At 36.6% G+C, this 18,277-nt stretch carries 12 protein-coding genes and 1 riboswitch; all 12 genes read left to right on the top strand.

What is annotated here, in order from left to right; all coding sequences use genetic code 11:
* Nucleotides 1-17: 17 nt before the first annotated feature.
* Complete coding sequence (locus AC6CHR_RS17780) at nucleotides 18-947, top strand: glycoside hydrolase family 113 (protein ID WP_498250346.1); 930 nt, start codon at nucleotides 18-20, stop codon at nucleotides 945-947.
* A gap of 515 nt (nucleotides 948-1,462) precedes the next feature.
* Nucleotides 1,463-3,925, top strand: coding sequence for a beta-mannosidase (locus AC6CHR_RS17775; protein ID WP_498250345.1), 2,463 nt, complete (start codon nucleotides 1,463-1,465; stop codon nucleotides 3,923-3,925).
* Nucleotides 3,926-4,232: 307 nt separating this feature from the next.
* Complete coding sequence (locus AC6CHR_RS17770) at nucleotides 4,233-5,288, top strand: LacI family DNA-binding transcriptional regulator (protein ID WP_498250344.1); 1,056 nt, start codon at nucleotides 4,233-4,235, stop codon at nucleotides 5,286-5,288.
* Between the two features lie 45 nt (nucleotides 5,289-5,333).
* Nucleotides 5,334-6,326 (top strand): aldo/keto reductase, encoded by a 993-nt coding sequence (locus AC6CHR_RS17765; protein WP_498250343.1) that lies wholly within the window; start codon nucleotides 5,334-5,336, stop codon nucleotides 6,324-6,326.
* 144 nt (nucleotides 6,327-6,470) lie between these two features.
* Nucleotides 6,471-7,832, top strand: a complete 1,362-nt coding sequence (locus tag AC6CHR_RS17760) for an MATE family efflux transporter (RefSeq protein WP_498250342.1) — start codon at nucleotides 6,471-6,473, stop codon at nucleotides 7,830-7,832.
* Nucleotides 7,833-7,967: 135 nt separating this feature from the next.
* Nucleotides 7,968-8,927: a glycoside hydrolase family 113 gene (locus AC6CHR_RS17755; protein ID WP_498250341.1), complete on the top strand. Its 960-nt coding sequence runs from the start codon at nucleotides 7,968-7,970 to the stop codon at nucleotides 8,925-8,927.
* A 121-nt stretch (nucleotides 8,928-9,048) separates the two neighbouring features.
* On the top strand, nucleotides 9,049-9,672 hold the full coding sequence (locus AC6CHR_RS17750; protein ID WP_498250340.1) for an SGNH/GDSL hydrolase family protein: 624 nt from the start codon (nucleotides 9,049-9,051) through the stop codon (nucleotides 9,670-9,672).
* A 17-nt stretch (nucleotides 9,673-9,689) separates the two neighbouring features.
* Nucleotides 9,690-11,039, top strand: coding sequence for a GH1 family beta-glucosidase (locus tag AC6CHR_RS17745; protein ID WP_498250339.1), 1,350 nt, complete (start codon nucleotides 9,690-9,692; stop codon nucleotides 11,037-11,039).
* Between the two features lie 173 nt (nucleotides 11,040-11,212).
* Nucleotides 11,213-12,130 carry a ribokinase gene (rbsK, locus tag AC6CHR_RS17740; protein ID WP_498250338.1) on the top strand — a complete coding sequence of 306 codons (918 nt, stop codon included), beginning with the start codon at nucleotides 11,213-11,215 and terminating at the stop codon, nucleotides 12,128-12,130.
* Between the two features lie 848 nt (nucleotides 12,131-12,978).
* Nucleotides 12,979-13,917: a nuclease-related domain-containing protein gene (locus AC6CHR_RS17735; protein WP_498250394.1), complete on the top strand. Its 939-nt coding sequence runs from the start codon at nucleotides 12,979-12,981 to the stop codon at nucleotides 13,915-13,917.
* A 332-nt stretch (nucleotides 13,918-14,249) separates the two neighbouring features.
* Nucleotides 14,250-15,548 carry a coiled-coil domain-containing protein gene (locus AC6CHR_RS17730; protein WP_498250337.1) on the top strand — a complete coding sequence of 433 codons (1,299 nt, stop codon included), beginning with the start codon at nucleotides 14,250-14,252 and terminating at the stop codon, nucleotides 15,546-15,548.
* A 238-nt stretch (nucleotides 15,549-15,786) separates the two neighbouring features.
* A riboswitch (cobalamin riboswitch) is annotated at nucleotides 15,787-15,973 on the top strand.
* A 134-nt stretch (nucleotides 15,974-16,107) separates the two neighbouring features.
* Nucleotides 16,108-18,180 (top strand): DUF4430 domain-containing protein, encoded by a 2,073-nt coding sequence (locus AC6CHR_RS17725; protein ID WP_498250336.1) that lies wholly within the window; start codon nucleotides 16,108-16,110, stop codon nucleotides 18,178-18,180.
* The last annotated feature ends 97 nt before the right edge of the window (nucleotides 18,181-18,277 follow it).

The raw sequence follows: 18,277 nt of genomic DNA, 5'->3' as shown, positions 1-18,277 counted from the left end.
AATGAGGAGCGGTATCAGTGGACTTCATCAATGGATTTACGTACGGATGGATGAGTAAGAAGGGCGATTTTAAAAAGCCTGAAGCAAAAGAATCGATGAGACTTTTAAAGGAAAGAACGAATACAGGTTATGCTGTGATTTCCTTAGCGGCTCTTCAGGATGGTGCCCATACAACAGTGGTTGATTATACTGGTGAGCATATGGTGGATGATGATGAACTAATTGATATGATTGAATATGCACAATCAATTGGATTAAAGGTTATTCTTAAACCAACCGTAAATTGTAAGGATGGTACATGGAGAGCTCATATCAACTTCTTTGACCTCGATGTACCTTGCGAACCTAAATGGAAAGATTGGTTTAAGAGCTATACAGAGTATCAAGTACATTATGCGAAAATTGCCGAACGAACAAACTGTGATATGTTTATTATTGGCTGTGAGATGGTTCAAACTGAACGTAGAGATCAAGAATGGCGTGCACTAATAGATGATGTGCGTTCAGTATACACAGGTCCAATTACGTATAATACTGATAAATATCAAGAGGGAAATGTGAAGTGGTGGGATGCGGTGGACGTCATTTCATCAAGTGGTTACTACCCAATTAATGATTGGGATAACCAATTAGATCGTATCGAAAAGATCATTAAACCATATAATAAACCATTTTTCTTTGCAGAAGCTGGTTGTCCTAGTCGTTCAAATTCACCATATGTACCGAATGATTGGAATCTTGAAGGTGACATCGATATGAAAGCACAAGAAGATTTCTTTAAAGTAATGTTTGAAAAAACAGCGGAAAGAGATTGGGTACAAGGCTTTGGACTATGGGATTGGAAAGCTATTCTTTATGCCGAAGAGAATGCGGGTAATGATGATGAATATGCCGTTTATGGCAAGCCTGCTGAAAAGATTATCAAGAAGTTTTATGAGACTAAGTAATAACTAATTTAATCTTAATACAGGTAGCCATCTCTTTTATTGAGGGCTACCTTTTTTATGATGCTGTGTGAGTTGTGGTGAAAAAGACGCAATACAAGGAGGATTTAACGCAACGCCTTATGAATCTGTATTGATTTTACAAAGCATACTATGTACATAACCTAATTTGTACACTCTTCGTTACTATACTTAACTTTCACCTTCATTTTCTTAAAGATGTCTAAAAATAACAAACTTCTAAAGAGATTATTTAAATAGAAGCTAAAAAATAAAAAAGGGATAATAAAAGGCTTTACTATAGCGGTTGGTTGTTATAAAGTTAGGAGTATAATAACATTAAAATAACTAAACTAACAAAGTGGATCTTCGCTATAGGGATAACATAAGAAGAGTTATAGCTTGATGTGAAGAGTGTAGTAAGGAAATGGAATGGTCTGGTTATATTTATTTATAATTAAAAAAACAATAGAAAAAGAAAATGTAAATAACAAAACTAACAAAAGGGTGAGATGAAGATGAAGAAGATGGATTTGAATGGAACTTGGCAGATGAGAAGCACTGAAAATAACGAATGGCTAGAATCAACTGTACCAGGATCAGTGATGAGTGACTTATTAACAAACGGAAAAATCGATGATCCATTTTATCGTGACAATGAGGATCATGCGTTTGAAGTTGCTTCAAAGGATTATCAATTCGTGCGTGATTTTACAGTTGAAAAGGAACTATTAAGTTATGAACATGTTGTCATTCGCTTTGATGGTCTTGATACTCTATCTGAAATAACAATAAATGATCAATTAGTTGCTCAAACAGATAATATGCACAGAACATATGAATTTGATATCAAATCATTTTTAGTAGTTGGTGAAAATAAAATAAAAGTTACTCTGTTTTCACCAATCAATTATATAACTGAAAAACAAAAGGAAAACAAGCTATGGGGCGTAACAGATGCGATCGAAGGTTTTACGCATATTCGTAAAGGACATAGTATGTTTGGATGGGACTGGGGCCCGAAAATACCCGATTTAGGGATATGGAGAAATGTATCATTGCTTGCATGGAACGTTGGACGTATTGAGGATGTTTATGTTAGTCAAGACCATCGTGAGGAAGGTGTGGCTGTAAATATCCGTGTAAGGTTAGAAGATTGCCAAGAGGAAACAGTCAATTTGGAAGTGAAACTAACAAGTCCAACAAGTGAAGTTGAAACAAAGAAGCTCACAACGAATAAAAAAGAAGAAAATGTGTTAATAAATGTAGAAAATCCACAATTATGGTGGCCGAACGGATACGGAGACCAATCGTTATATAAAATAGAAATTCTTATCTCTAACGAAGAAGATCAATTGGATGAAAAGACATTAAATGTAGGACTTCGAACAATCAAAGTAAAACACGAACCTGATCAGTGGGGAAAATCATTTGAGTTTGAAATCAATGGGCTTTCTATTTTTGCGATGGGTGCTAATTACATTCCTGAGGATAATCTATTAGCACGAAATTCATCTGAGCGAACAGAGCGATTAATCAATGACTGTGTTGAAGCTAACTTTAATATGATTCGCGTATGGGGTGGCGGAATTTACCCTGAGGATTACTTCTTTGATCTATGTGACCGTAAAGGTTTGATTGTATGGCAGGACTTTATGTTTGCGTGTAGCATGTATGACTTAAATGATGAATTCAGAGCAACGGTAGAACAAGAAGTAATCGATAATATGAAACGTATTCGTCATCATGCAAGTCTTGGTATTTGGTGTGGTAATAACGAAGTTGAAGAGGCATGGGTTTATTGGGGTGATATGCCTGACGATGATTACAAGCATAAAGCAGATTATATTAAGCTTTTCGAATTTATTATTCCTGAACTGGCTAAGGAACTTGATCCGCAGACATTTTATTGGTCATCATCACCATCATCTGGTGGAGGATTTAATGAACCACGTAATCCAAATGAAGGGGACATGCACTATTGGGATGTATGGCACGGACTAAAACCTTTCACAGAATATCAAAAGTTCCATTTTCGTTTCTGTTCTGAATTCGGATTCCAGTCTTTCCCATCAATGAAGACAATTGAAACCTTTACTAAGCCTGAAGATCGAAATATTTTCTCCTATGTCATGGAAAAGCATCAAAAAAATGGAGCAGCAAATGGAAAAATTCTCAACTATCTATCTGAGAACTTCCTTTATCCTAAAGACTTTGATTCGTTGTTATATGCATCACAGCTCTTGCAGGCAGAGGCCATTAAATATGGAGTAGAGCATTGGCGTAGAAATCGTGGTCGTTGTATGGGATCCCTATACTGGCAGCTAAATGACTGTTGGCCGGTTGCTTCATGGTCAAGTATAGATTATTACGGTCGCTGGAAGGCATTGCATTATTTCACAAAGAAATTCTACTCTCCAATTCTAGTATCACTAAGAGAAGATGGAACAGATGTAGAAATTCATGTAACAAATGATTCATTAGCAAATGTAAAGGCTCGAATTGAATGGAAATTACGTACAAATACTTCTGAAGTCATTCAAGAGGGAACGGTAACTCCAGAAATTGAAAGCCTTACTGCGAAGCAATGTGAAAGCTTATCATTCGGTGATATTCTGACAGAAGAAAATAAAAGAAATACCTATCTTGAGTGCACATTATTTATTGATGATGAGCAAAAATCGGTCACTACCATGCTGTTTACGAAACCAAAGCATTTTGACTTTTTAAATCCTGAACTGTCATTGAGTGTGACTGAAAGCAATGACACATATACGATTACAGTAGACTCAAACGTATTCGCAAAATATGTTGAACTAGAATTAACATCAGCTGATTGTAAGTTTAGTGATAATTATTTTGATCTATCGGCAGGAAATTCTCGATTAATTGAAGTGAAAAAGCAAAGCTTAAGTGAAACACTCAACTTAGAAGAGTTTGAGCAACAGCTCACAGTTCGAAGTGTTTATGATATTGCTTAAAAATAAACTAGATCCTAAAAATGACTCTCATATCCCTGCGTTATTGAAAGGTCCTGTTCCGAAAGATTGTTGTTCAGCATATAAGCTTAACCGAACTGTCTAAAACGAATGTAAGCTGCCGGAGAAAAGATACAAAGTAGAATTTCTACATTCAAAAAGGATAGATAGGTAAAACAACGTTTCTTACGAAATTAGCATCTTGATAGTGATTAGGTTGATAGAATTCACGTATGAATGAAAAGATTTACGTACAATTTATACTAATAGTAGAACAAAATCAAATACGTTGGTGGAGTGAGAAATAGGTATGGCAAAAAAGGTAACAATGCAACAAATTGCTGATTACTTAGGTGTATCAAAATTTGTTGTTTCCAGAACGTTGGCTGGAAAAGAAGGGGTAAATCCGACAACACGTGAAAAGGTTTTCCAAGCCGCTTCAAAGCTTGGATATTTTGCACAAAAAAGTATTTCAGTTGATGAACGGTTGATCCACAATAATGAAAATGATCTAGAGAGTACACTTAACAAAAATAAAATTGTGTTAGTGCTGATGCCGAACATTCGCTATCAAAGTAAGGAATCCCTTTACTGGGGACGGATCGTAGATGGAATCGGTGAAATGTTAGAAGTAATGGGTGCAGGAATGGTTGTCCTAACTGAAAATAACGTCGAGAGTCTTGATGCGGTTTTAAATCCAAAGGGTTTTATAGGTGTCATTAGTATCGGGGTGGTTTCGACTGCCCTTTTACTGGAGGTGCATCGACTAGACATACCGTTAATCATGGTCGACTATGAAGATCCACTTATCCCAGGAGATGCAATTTTTAATAATAGTTTTGATAGTAGCTTTAACTTAACGAATCACTTAATCGGTCTCGGACATAAGAAGATACAGTTTATTGGAAATATCGAATATTCGCGTAGCTTTTATGACCGCTGGCTTGGTTATCGGAGTGCGATGGAGAAAAATAAACTGCCTATTCCAGAGGATAAACTTGAATATCCCCAGGATGATACAGGGACACGTGCAGATATTAAAGGTTGGCTAAAAAAACATACGAAGAAAACTATGCCCTCAGCCTTTGTTTGTTCGAATGACAATATGGCAAAACGAATGATTACGGAGCTAGAAGAAATTGGTTTACAAGTCCCCAAGCATGCATCGGTTACTGGTTTTGATAATATGGAATTTTCTTATGAAGTGACACCGACAATTACAACAGTAGATGTCGCTAAACGTGATTTGGGGAAACGTGCTGTTGAAATGTTAATTCGCAGAGTTAGAGATAAAAATAAACCCTTTGAAAAGATCCTTCTCGCTGGTGAAATTCTTTTAAGAGAATCAACAGCAAAAAGTAGTTAAATCACCAAATATGTTAGTGCTTATTTAACAAATGGAGGATTAAAAATGACATATAAACCTAATTCGAATAGATATGACAAGATGGTATACAACTATTTTGGTAAGAGTGGACTTAAGGTTCCAGCTATTTCATTAGGTCTCTACCGAAACTTTGGAGCAACAGATGATTATATGAATGCCAAAAACATGATTACAACATCATTTGATCTAGGAATTACTCATTTTGATTTAGCTAATAATTATGGTGAACCTCCCGGTAGTGCCGAAGAAACCTTCGGGAAAATACTGAAAAATGAGTTAGCTGGTTATCGTGATGAACTACTGATTGCTACCAAGGCGGGTTATGACATGTGGCCAGGACCTTATGGGGAATGGGGCTCAAGAAAATATATGCTCTCAAGTCTGGACCAAAGCCTAAAGCGTCTAGATCTTGACTATGTTGATATTTACTATTCACATCGCTATGATCCTAACACACCTTTAGAAGAAACAGTAGGGGCACTTGATATGGCTGTAAAGCAAGGGAAGGCTCTTTATGTTGGAGTTTCAAACTATCCAGCAGATGTTACTAGACAAGTGATTAAGTTATTCAAAGAATTAAAGACTCCTTTTGTCTCACATCAGCCTAATTATTCGATGTTCTTAAGAGATGCAGAAGAAGAATTGTTTGATGTATTAGAGGATGGTGGTATTGGTGCGATTGTTTTTCAACCACTGTATCAGGGGCTTTTAACAACCAAATATGTTGATGGCATTCCGAAAGACTCTCGAGTCGCAAAGGGTGTTGATTCAATATCAGCAGATCAAGTTACAAAGGATCGAATAGAAAAGGTCCAAAAACTGAAATCGATTGCAGATCATCGAGGACAAACCGTTGCTCAATTAGCGATAGCGTGGACGCTAAGAAACAGAGCTGTTGCCAGTGCGTTAATTGGAGCAAGTCGTATAGAACAAATAAACGAAAATATGAAGGCTTTGAAAAACCTAGCATTCTCTGAGGAAGAACTTGCTGCAATTGACCATATATTAAATAATTGATAGTTCAGTATTTAAATAGAAGGTAAAGGATAGTTATCGATGCTTCTAAACAAAATCTAGCTTAAACTAGAGGGGCTTTTTGAAACACAGAGCATGTATAAGTGCAAGAAGCTTGCACTTTCACATTAAGGGGAAGAAAGACATATGTTTAAGTCACATCAGAGAGATAAGCAGTTTTATAAAAAAATGTTTGGGTTAGCTATTCCGATTGCCATACAAACGCTTTTGATTTCGTCACTAAACATGGTAGATTCGTTGATGGTTGGGCAGTTGGGTGTGAACCATATTGCTGCTGTCGGTGTAGGGAATAAAATTACCACAATCCTTATTTTAGTCTTACAAGGATTCGGTACAGGAGCAGCAATTTTCTCAGCGCAATACTGGGGGAAGAAGGATTTAAATGGGATTAAAAAGGTTTTATATTTAACCTTTCTAATTGTAACGATTTTTTCATTATTCTTTTCGTTATTAACCCTATTGTTTACAACCTCATTTATTCAGATTTTCACCAATGATGCCGTTGTAATTGCACTGGGAGCAAGTTACTTAAGAATCATAGCGCTAAGTTACTTTGTAACAGCATTAACGGTGTTGTTTTCTACTGTTTTAAAGTCGATGGGTGAAGTGAAAAGACCATTATATGTAGCGATAATCGCAATTGGATTAAATACATTATTAAATTACTTGTTAATTTTCGGTAAATTCGGTTTTGCTGAACTAGGTGTAGAAGGTGCAGCAATTGCCACGCTAATTGCTAGAACAATACAAGCATTGCTGCTTTTTGTTCTAATTAAACAATATTTATCACTTACAATAAAATCGCTTAACCTGAAGGAAATGTTTGATAAAGCATTATTAAAAAGATACTTGTCCGTTACAATTCCTTCTATTATCAATCATGCACTCTGGACAGTTGGTGAAACCTCCTACTTTTGGGTATATGCACAAATGGGTACTGAGCAGTTAGCCGCTGCAACATTAATAGACCCACTGCTGTTTGTTTTCATGGCACTGTTCATTGGATTAAGTGATGCCTCAACGGTGATGGTAGGAAATAGTATTGGTGCAAATGACGAAGATAAAGCTGTTAACTATGCTAAGCAGTTTCTAATCATTACGTTTGGATTATCGCTCCTTGCTGTTATAGGTATTGCCTTAATGGCTCCATACTATATCTCGATTTACAATGTGACGGATGTTGTCGCCGAGCAGGCAAAAAACATTCTCTATGTTTATGCGTTTCTCGTCATTGGTAAAATGCTGAATATGGTAAACAATATTGGAGTATTACGAGCAGGTGGAGATACAAAGTATGTTCTATACCTCGATGTACTTGGAATATGGATAATTGGGCTACCATTAGCACTGTTAGGAGCCTTTGTATGGGATCTTCCAATCTATCTAGTATTTGGATTAGCGAACTCACATGAATATGTGCGAGCATTCTTTGGAATAAAACGTACCTTCTCTAGAAAGTGGATAAATAATGTTGTAGATCCAAAATGACTTGATGAATCGAAATCAGAAGCAACAGTTGTTGTAAATTAATGTTGTTATAAGTCAAAAGTTCAAAAGGGTTATCGATTATTCTATTTAGATAACGTTGTAAAAGAATTGGAATTTTTAAGAGGAGGAAACAATATGAAAGAAGTCTTCGTAAAAGGGATGACATACGGATGGGACACATCCCGTGGAGCCTATCGAACCCCTGAAGCAGTAGAATCTTTGGAAAAACTAAGTGAAACAGGTAGTGAGTGGATTGCATTATCGTTTTTTACTTATCAAGAAACATACGCATCGACAGATATAACCTTTGATTATGGGTATACCATGACAGATCGAGATATAGAGTTTGCCGTCAAAAAGGCAAAGGAACTAGGAATGAAGGTTTGTTTAAAGCCTGTTGTTAATTCTAAGGATGGTTTATGGAGAGCAAGAATCGGCTTCCCTGAGGATGCGACAGACTATTGGAACAAGTGGTTTACATCATATGAAAACTTCTTACTTCATTATGCAGAGCTTGCAGAAGAACTAGGCTGTGAAATGTTCTGTGTAGGCTGTGAAATGATTGGAACCGAATCAAGAACAGAACAGTGGGTACAAGTTATTTCAAAAGTTAGGAACGTGTATAGTGGACCGATTATCTATAATGCAAATCATGGTAAAGAAGAAGGTGTTGAATGGTTCGACAAGGTCGATATTATTGGGACAAGCGCCTACTATCCAGTTGCAGAAAAACCAGGTGACACTGAAGAAAATATGATCAAAAACTGGGAAAAAGTAAAACTGAAATTAGTGAAACTTCACGAAAAATTCAACAAGCCGATTTTATTTATGGAAATTGGTTGCCGTAGTGCAGAGGGTTGTGCAACAATGCCGTGGGACTTTGAACATACCGAACTTCCATTTAATGAAGAAGAACAAGCAAATTTCTATAGCTCTGTCATGAAGGTCTTCTGGGATGAACCTTGGTTTGCTGGATTTTTCTGGTGGGACTGGAGCACAAAGCTCTACCCATTAGAAGATGCAAAGTCCAACACATACTTTGATATCTATGGAAAAAAAGCCGAGTCGGTTGTTAAAGAGTGGTATAGTAAGTAACTTTCAATTAGAGACATATGGTTAAATCGTTGAGTCATATTAAAGTTCTACTAGAGGGAACAGAGAATTTTTAATTTGATGTTCCCTCATTTAATAACAAGAAAGCTAAGGAGGCAAAAGCATGGAGGTAAAAAGGATTGTCTTAATTGGCGATAGTATTACCGAATGGGGAAGAAAAGGTGATCCAGAAGATATCGGCACAGGATATGTAAAGCTGATTCATGATTATTTTGTTACCACATTTCCTAATCAAATATTTCAATTTTTCAATAGAGGAGTAGGTGGAGATCGGATCACTGATTTAGCAGCAAGATGGCAGACGGATGCAATCGAACTTCAACCAGATTATATCTCGATATCAATAGGTATTAATGATGTCTGGAGACAACTAGACCACCCTGATATGGATCAAGTTGATTCTGAGCAATTTGAACAATTATATGTTGAATTATTAACACAAGTAAAAGAAAAGACAAACGCGAAGATCATAATAATGGAACCAACTATTATTGAAGAAGATGTTCATGCACCTGGTAATAACATGCTAAAAAAATATGTGGAAATGATCCATAAGGTTGCAGAACAATTTGATGCCGTTATCGTACCAACACACACTGCTTTTATCAATTATCTACAAGCTGACAATGGTTACAAATTAACGACAGATGGTGTACATATGAATCCAGCTGGAAATATGCTAATGGCAAGCACCTGGATCAAATCAGTGAATGGACAGTTAAACTAATAGGGAGGTAATTTTAAATGGCGATTGTACAATTTCAGAAAGATATAAAATGGGGAACAGCAACAGCTTCTTATCAAATTGAAGGAGCAACATTTGAAGGAGGAAGAGGATTATCCATTTGGGATACATTTTCACATACACCAGGTAAAGTGAAAAATGGAGACAACGGTGATATCGCATGTGATAGTTATCACCGTTATGAAGAAGATATTGAAATCATGAAGGATCTTGGCATTGATGTCTATCGATTCTCAGTAGCATGGCCGCGTATTTTTCCAAACGGAACAGGTGAAGTGAATCAAGCAGGACTCGATTTTTACCATAACTTCGTTGATAAATTAATTGAAAATGGAATCGAACCAATGTGTACCCTTTATCACTGGGATCTTCCACAAGCATTACAAGACAAAGGTGGTTGGGATAACCGGGAAACAATTGATGCATTTGAAAACTATGCAGACACGATGTTTAAAGAGTTCTCAGGCAAAATCAAACAATGGATCACTCTAAATGAACCATGGTGTATTTCTTTTCTATCAAACTATTTAGGAGAGCATGCACCAGGACACCGTGACCTACAATTAGCGGTGAATGTTGCACATAATCTAATGGTAGCCCATGGTAAAGCTGTTCAAGCATTTAGAGCTTCTGGTGTCGAAGGAGAAATTGGTTATGCTCCGAACACAACTTGGATGGAGCCTTATAGTAATAAACAAGAAGACATTGATGCATGTAAACGTGAAGTAGGCTATTTTGTTGAGTGGTTTATGGACCCAGTATTCAAAGGTGAATACCCACAATTTATGGTCGACTGGTTTAAAGGAAAAGGCATTGAACTAAACATTCAAGAAGGCGACCTTGAGACAATTAATCAACCAATCGATTTCCTGGGCATTAACTATTATAATGGACAAGTGGCACGCTATAAGGAAAATAGTGGTCTATTTGACTCTGAAGGTATCGACATGGGGTATGAACGTACAGATATAGGCTGGCCAGTATTCCCTGAAGGCTTCTACAAAGTATTAACCTATATTACAGAACGATACGGCCAAGTACCAATCTATATTACTGAAAACGGCTCATGTTATAATGATGAACCTGTCGATGGACGAGTGAAAGATGATCGCCGTATCAAATATTTAAAGCAGCATTTAACAGCATTAAATCGAAGCATTGAATCAGGAGTTAATATTAAAGGTTATTTAACATGGTCTTTAATGGATAACTTCGAATGGGCTGAAGGGTACAGTAAACGTTTTGGTATTGTCTATGTAAACTACAATACGTTAGAACGAATTAAGAAGGATAGTTTCTATTGGTACAAGCACATGATTTCAAATGGTTTTTTTGAAAACGAGTATTAAGAAGTGTTGAAGAGACTGACCATTGGTTAGTCTCTTTTGCTTACTATAGACGTTGATTTACTTAATTGATTACTCTAGTTTCTACTATTATATACTCGAGAAAGATAAGGCAAATATTATATAATAATATAATATGGAGATAGATACGCAAGTAAAGAGGGAAGGGTGATAATATGGATATCGCTGTTATTGGTTCCAACATGGTGGATCTTGTTACATATATCGATCGAATGCCTAAGAGTGGTGAAACACTTGAAGCACCGCGCTTTGAAATTGGCAATGGAGGTAAAGGTGCAAATCAAGCAGTTGCTGCAGCGAAATTAGGTTCAAAGGTCATGATGCTTACGAAAGTAGGGGATGATATATTTGCTGATCGAACAATCAGCAATCTAGAAAGCTATGGAGTCGACACGGAGTATACTAATAAGGTTCCTGGAGCATCTAGTGGGGTAGCCCCAATTTTTGTTGATTCACAGTCAAGAAATCGAATTTTGATTATCAAAGGAGCGAATCAATACCTATTACCAAATGACGTAGATGAGGCAACAGAAAAACTCAAGAACTGTTCGATCATCCTACTACAACTTGAAATCCCATTGGAAACGATTTACCATACCATACATTTTGGAAATCAACATCATATCCCAGTTATTCTAAATCCAGCCCCAGCAACTCAGGAGTTAGATTTTGATTATGTTTGTAAATGTGACTTCTTCATCCCAAACGAAACTGAATTAGAAATTTTAACAAATAAGCCCGTTGAAACAGTTGAACAAATAAAGGCGGCAGCGGTGACTTTGTTAGAGAAGGGTTTAAAAAATATCATCGTGACAATGGGTGATCGCGGAGTGATTTGGGGAAACAAAGCCAGTAGTTTGCAACACATTAAAGCACATGAAGTGACAGCCCTCGATACAACAGGAGCTGGCGATGCCTTTATAGGCTGCTTTGCCCACTTTTACGTTCAAACCGGAGATATTAGCGAGGCAATCAAATTGGCCACAGCTTTTGCCGCCATAAGTGTGACAAAGCGAGGTACACAAACCTCATATCCGGATAGAGAGCAGTTACAGAGCTTTTTGGAAGAGTAGTAGGCTATTTTGTACGGATCTTAATAGAAGTGGTGTGGGAGTGACAGGAAGCGATATATGCTTTCTGTTTTTTTGTAGAGAGGTTCAATAAAAAGTGGAAGTGGTTCAATAAAAGGGAAAAGTGGTTCAATTCCGGAGGATTGTGGTTCAAAAAAATGGATGAGACGGCTCAAAATAAGGGAGTGGTTCAATAAAGAGTAGAAGTGGTTCAATAAAAGGGAAAAGTGGTTCAATTCCGGAGGTTTGTGGTTCAAAAAAGTGACAGAGACGCCTCAAAATAAGGGAGTGGTTCAATAAAGAGTAGAAGTGGTTCAATAAAAGGGAAAAGTGGTTCAATTCCGGAGGTTAGTGGTTCAAAAAAGTGACAGAGACGCCTCAAAATAGGGGAGTGGTTCAATAAAAAGTGGAAGTGGTTCAATAAAAGGGAAAAGTGGTTCAATTCCGGAGGTTAGTGGTTCAAAAAAGTGGATGAGGCGGCTCAAAATAAGGGAGTGGTTCAATAAAAAGTGGAAGTGGTTCAATAAAAGGGAAAAGTGGTTCAATTCCGGAGGTTAGTGGTTCAAAAAAATGGATGAGACGGCTCAAAATAAGGGAGTGGTTCAATAAAGAGTAGAAGTGGTTCAATAAAAGGGAAAAGTGGTTCAATTCCGGAGGTTAGTGGTTCAAAAAAGTAGAAGAGGCGGCTCAAAATAAGGGAGTGGTTCAATTCCGCCGTAAAAAGTGAGAAACCGGCTCAGTAAAAAATGTTCAAACAAATCAATGAATGTAGAAGGAACCTTCACTTTTTTACCGAATAGGTATCATGAACTATACTACTAATAGATAAGAGGTGGATCTCCTTGATTATTATGGAAAGAAGAAAGTCTTTGAAACTACAAAAGGTAGAGGTGATTTTACGAAGGTTACGGAAGGCGCATGCAAGTTTCCCTATGCTCGAACATGATCATGCGAAGATGTTGGCTGGATACAAAGGTGAAAAGTCAATTGATTATTTTTTGAGTTATATCAACGAAGATTACTATATTTTCAACAATATAAGATTGTCAGATAGGAATTATTTTTTTCAGATTGATTCACTTATTATTTCTCCGTTTTTCATATGTATTCTTGAGGTGAAAAACATTGCGGGTACAATATTTTTCGATGATGTATTTGATCAAATGATTCGATCGATAGATGGTAAGGATGAAGGGTTTTCTAGTCCTGTAATTCAAGTGAGAAGACAGAGAGACCATCTTAAACATTGGTTAGTAGAGCAGAAGTTTCTCCCTATCCCAGTAGAAACCCTTATCGTAATTAGTAACCCATCTACGATTATAAAATCCTCCAAAACAGATTATCCTCAGGTTATTCACAGTGCTAATATACCACTCGAAATTAAACGATTGGAAGCGAAATATAATAAAAAAATAATCCCTAAACAATCGCTAAAAAAACTAGCAGGACTTCTCGTTGAATTGAATACAGAAGATGATACCAACGTATTATCTCTATACAAAATTGAAAGGAAGGAAATAGTTACAGGTGTTCAATGTCAAAATTGCGGCAATTTTGATTCAGTGCGAAGACAAGGTTTTTGGCGATGTTCCATTTGTACTCATAAATCAAAGTATGCACATATTCAAAGTTTAGAAGACTATAAACTTATATTCGGTGAAAAGATAACTAACCAAAAACTCCGTTCGTTTCTCCACATAACCTCAAGAACAACTGCTACTAAATTGCTCCGAAGTTTAAATTATAGTCATGAAGGAAAAACGAAGGATCGATTTTACATTATAGAATAATGGGTGTCTTCTTTTCTAATAGTGCGACCAGCATGATAACTAATCCAATCATCCACAAATTCATCCATTACTGGTAATCATAATTAATCTATGATAAAGTTGAAATTGTGGTTTTTTTGGGAATTAGGAGTTACTAGTTATATTTGAAATATAATTGTAATATTATAAACACATATTTGTCACTTTTTGATGATATACTACTAATTGTGGCTAATATAAGCAAATAGTAGTATAAAACAAGAATTGTTAGGGGTTACATAGTTACATAGATAGAAAGAGAATATGTAATTGCAAGAGAGAATTTGTACAAGAATGGAAAGTAGGGGAAGAGAATGTCGAAAAAGAAACTAGTAATCATGAACTTAGCTGTCATGATTGGATTAGGTAGTTCATTTGCTATTCCTTCGGCTAAGGCTGAAAGTCTAACTGAAGTTCAAACACAACGTTCACAGGTTCAAGCCGAAATGGCTAACGCAGATAAAGAACTTAAGGCTGTACAAGAGGAACTTGCAAATTTAAATGCTCAGGTTAAACGTGTTGACGAAGCAGTAGCTGAAAACAACAAAAAAATGGAGCAAACTAAGAAAGATATTGCTGTTGCTAATACAGATATTAGTAAAATGGAAGAAGAAATCGCAGTTTTAGAAGAGACAATTAAAAAAAGAACAGATATCTTAAAGCAACGCGCTATTTCATACCAACATAGCGGGGGAAGTGTTGACTACTTTGATGTATTAGTTGGTTCTTCTAGTTTCAGTGATTTTTTAAACCGAGCAATTGCAGTCGGAAAAATAGTAGAAGCAGATAGTGAGCTTTTAAAGCAGCTTGAAACGGATGAAAATGTTTTAAATGAAACGAAGGCTTCTAAGGTTCAAAAACTTGCAGATCTTACAGATATGAAAACAGAGTTAGAAGGTATGCAGACAATTGTCTTAGAACAAAAAGCACAAAATGATCAATTGAAAGAACAGCTTAAGAATGAAGAATCTGCTAACTTAGCTGCTAAGACTAGTTTACAACAAAAAGATAGTGATCTTGCAACACAAGAAACTAGCTTACAACAAAGCACACAATCTACTTCTGTAGAACTAACAAGTGGAAATAGTGTCGACTCTAACAACTCAAACTCTAGTAATAGTAATAGTAATAGTAATAGTAATAGTAATAGTAATAGTAATGATAAAAATAATAGTAGTAGTAATAATAGCGCTAAGATCGCATCAACACCTGTAAATCCTAATGGTACAGTTAGTGATCTTATCTCTGCTGGTTATAAGTATATTGGTAATTCTGTTTATGACTTTGGTGGAGGAAGAAATGCTTCTGATATAGCGGCTGGCAGATTTGATTGCTCTGGTTTTGTTGCTTGGGCATATTCAACTGTTGGAGTGAATGTAGGAGCAAGTACTAGTGCATTGAGAAATACAGGAACAAGAGTATCAGCTAGTGATATGCAACCTGGTGATATGGTTTTCTTTAATACCTATAAAACCGATGGACATGTTGGTATCTATATGGGTGGAGGAAAATTCATCGGTTCACAAAGTTCAACAGGTGTAGCTATAGCTAATATGTCTAGTGGATACTGGGCTGATAAATTTAGCGGGCGTGTTATGCGTGTGAAATTATAATAGTATCTGGAGCTGGCTTACGAGTCAGCTCTTTTTTGTTGGATTTTTTTAAAAAAAGATGTTGCCACTTCATGATAGGTGTTTACTAGTTTATTCCCCCCTATTTAACGAATGAAACGTAAAACTGCCTATTCTTTAATAATATTGGAGCTTCACGTGAATTTCAAAATAGTTACCAACAATTTGTTACAAATCTTGACAGTATTTTCATTGTAGCCTATGATTAAATCAACTTAATTAAATTAAATAAAAAATAGGTTGATAGATTGAGCAAGTCTATCATTAAAAGGGAAGTCGGTGTTAGTCCGACGCGGTCCCGCCACTGTAATTGGGAGCTCATTACAATATGCCACTGTTTAATATGGGAAGGCTGTAATAGAGTGTTGATCATAAGCCAGGAGACCTGCCTGTTTGACATTACCATTAACTCTACGCGGATAGGGATGGTGTTTGGACACGGGTCTCTCATTTATAATGAATAAACTTGTTGAAAGCACATCTCTGCATTGGGGTGTGCTTTTTTATTTAAGTTATATACAAAATGAGGGGGCTTTATATTTTGAAGATTCGTAACATGTCACAACGAATTATTGCACTTTTTACTATTTTATTATTGGTTACTTTTCAAGTAGCTACATTTTTTCCACAGCAGGTTGATGCTGCTTTAGCAAACGGAGTAACTATATCGGTTGAGGATCAAGACGGAAATAAGATATATCCATTAAAAGCACTAGAAATAGAAGAGGCCCAAACAGCTTTGGATCTTATTAAAGAGATAAATGAACAACTAGGAAAAGAATATTTTAACTATTCAGTACATGAGGAATTTGGTGCTTTTATTAATAGTATAGGAGACATCACTCCTGAAGGTGATAAATACTGGGGATTCATTGTAAATGGAGAGGAAGCATCAGTAGGAGTCTCTCAATTTCAGCTAACAAACGGTGACAATATCCGCTTTAAACTAATTGAGTGGCCTTCTAAAAAGGTAAATGTAAAGGTTTCAGCAAAAGATGGTGATAGTAAGCAAATCATTGATAAAACAGTACAGGTCGTTGAAGGATCTAGTGCTTATGATGCACTGAAATTAGCTGGTGAAAATGCAAAGGTTAAAGTAGATACGTCGATTGACCAGACTTATTTTGCTTTTATTAATAATATTGGTGACAAATCGTTAGGAGAAAATGATTATTGGAGCACGTCAATTAATGATGGATATATGTCAGAGGGGTTATCCGCTTATATCGTAAAAGAGGGAGACCAACTAGGTCTTGAGGTAACAACATGGATACCACCAACTGAACCAACTGAAGAAGACGAACCGACACCTGACACAGATAATAAACCTTCTGTAGATGAGGAAGTGACTACGCCAGATCCAAGTCAAACTCCTGAAGCAGTGATTCAACAGGTAACGGAAGCTATTCAAACAGCGACACAGTATGTTGCGAAGAATAATAGTGATGATTTTTCAATAGTGGCACTAAAAGCAGCTGGAGGAAAGATCCCTTTACAATACACAGAGAAAATCAAAAACAATCTTATAACCAATGAAGGTTATTTCAGAAATGTCACAGATTATGAACGAACTGTCCTTGGTCTAACAGCAGCTGGAGAGGACGCAACAGACTTTGCAGGTTATAATCTAATCGAAAAAATATATTCAAATGAGAGAATGACCAATCAAGGTAACAATGGAGTTATCTACGCGTTGCTTGCTTATGATAGCGGGAATTATCTTGTGCCAGATGATGCAGAATGGACAAGAGAACGTCTAGTAAATTACTTATTAGATGTGCAATTAGAAGATGGTAGTTGGTCACTATTTGGTTCGACTCCAAGTGCTGATATTACCGGGATGGCCCTGGCTGCATTAGCTCCATATAAAGAGCAAGCGACTGTGCAAGCGGCAATTGATAAAGCAGTAGAATGGATTGCTAGTAATCAAGATCCTACAGGTGGTTTTAGTAGTGATTTTAATGGTGGTGAGTCCAGTGAGACAACTGCACAAATTATTATCGGACTTTCTACAGTCGACGAAAATCCAACTGGGGAACGTTTTACGAAGCGAGCAGACGAGGGAACAAACGCAAGAAATTCCTCAACTTCAGAGGGAGTAAACCTTATTCAGCATCTGTTAACATTTAAGCAATCAGATGGTGGCTTTGCTCATCTTATTGGTGATGGCTCAAACGGAATGGCTAGTACGCAAGCTCTTTTAGCTTTAGCTGCATATGATCGGATAGGAGAAGGATCAATCTATCAATTTATACCTGCAGAAAGCGAAGAGGATCCAATAGATGAAGAAAAACCACCAGCAGGAAACGAAGAGGATCCAATAGATGAAGAAAAACCACAAGTACCAGGAAACGAAGAGAATTCATTAGATGAAGAAGAACCATCAGCAATTCCTGATCAAAATCCAGGTAATAAAAATGTAACACCAATCATAGAAACACCAGAAACACTTCAGGTTATTCCAGTTAATAATAAAGAAACTGAAAAAGCTCAAGGAAAGCAGCTACCTGATACAGCAACACCATACTTTAATATGGTAGCAGCTGGAGGGACGCTGCTTGTCATTGGATCATCTATATTCGTATACGCAACTAGACGTCAAACGAATAACTAAGTGAAATGAGGCTGAATCAAAGGACCGACCCTACTAACAACATGTCTGTGGGTACAGTACTTTGACAGCCTCGTTTTCCTATTTAAAAATCTAGCTA

The organism is Metabacillus sp. GQ13, assembly GCF_059758525.1.
The sequence above is the reverse complement of the archived record's forward strand: the minus strand, read 5'-3'. Positions and strand labels throughout refer to the sequence as shown.

What these genes read in the sequence shown, in the direction of transcription:
- AC6CHR_RS17750 (WP_498250340.1), top strand. Translation starts at nt 9,049, where the DNA reads ATGGAGGTAAAAAGGATTGTCTTAATTGGCGATAGTATTACCGAATGG.
- AC6CHR_RS17745 (WP_498250339.1), top strand. Translation starts at nt 9,690, where the DNA reads ATGGCGATTGTACAATTTCAGAAAGATATAAAATGGGGAACAGCAACA.
- AC6CHR_RS17760 (WP_498250342.1), top strand. Translation starts at nt 6,471, where the DNA reads ATGTTTAAGTCACATCAGAGAGATAAGCAGTTTTATAAAAAAATGTTT.
- AC6CHR_RS17770 (WP_498250344.1), top strand. Translation starts at nt 4,233, where the DNA reads ATGGCAAAAAAGGTAACAATGCAACAAATTGCTGATTACTTAGGTGTA.
- AC6CHR_RS17730 (WP_498250337.1), top strand. Translation starts at nt 14,250, where the DNA reads ATGTCGAAAAAGAAACTAGTAATCATGAACTTAGCTGTCATGATTGGA.
- AC6CHR_RS17765 (WP_498250343.1), top strand. Translation starts at nt 5,334, where the DNA reads ATGACATATAAACCTAATTCGAATAGATATGACAAGATGGTATACAAC.
- rbsK (WP_498250338.1), top strand. Translation starts at nt 11,213, where the DNA reads ATGGATATCGCTGTTATTGGTTCCAACATGGTGGATCTTGTTACATAT.
- AC6CHR_RS17735 (WP_498250394.1), top strand. Translation starts at nt 12,979, where the DNA reads ATGGAAAGAAGAAAGTCTTTGAAACTACAAAAGGTAGAGGTGATTTTA.
- AC6CHR_RS17755 (WP_498250341.1), top strand. Translation starts at nt 7,968, where the DNA reads ATGAAAGAAGTCTTCGTAAAAGGGATGACATACGGATGGGACACATCC.
- AC6CHR_RS17775 (WP_498250345.1), top strand. Translation starts at nt 1,463, where the DNA reads ATGAAGAAGATGGATTTGAATGGAACTTGGCAGATGAGAAGCACTGAA.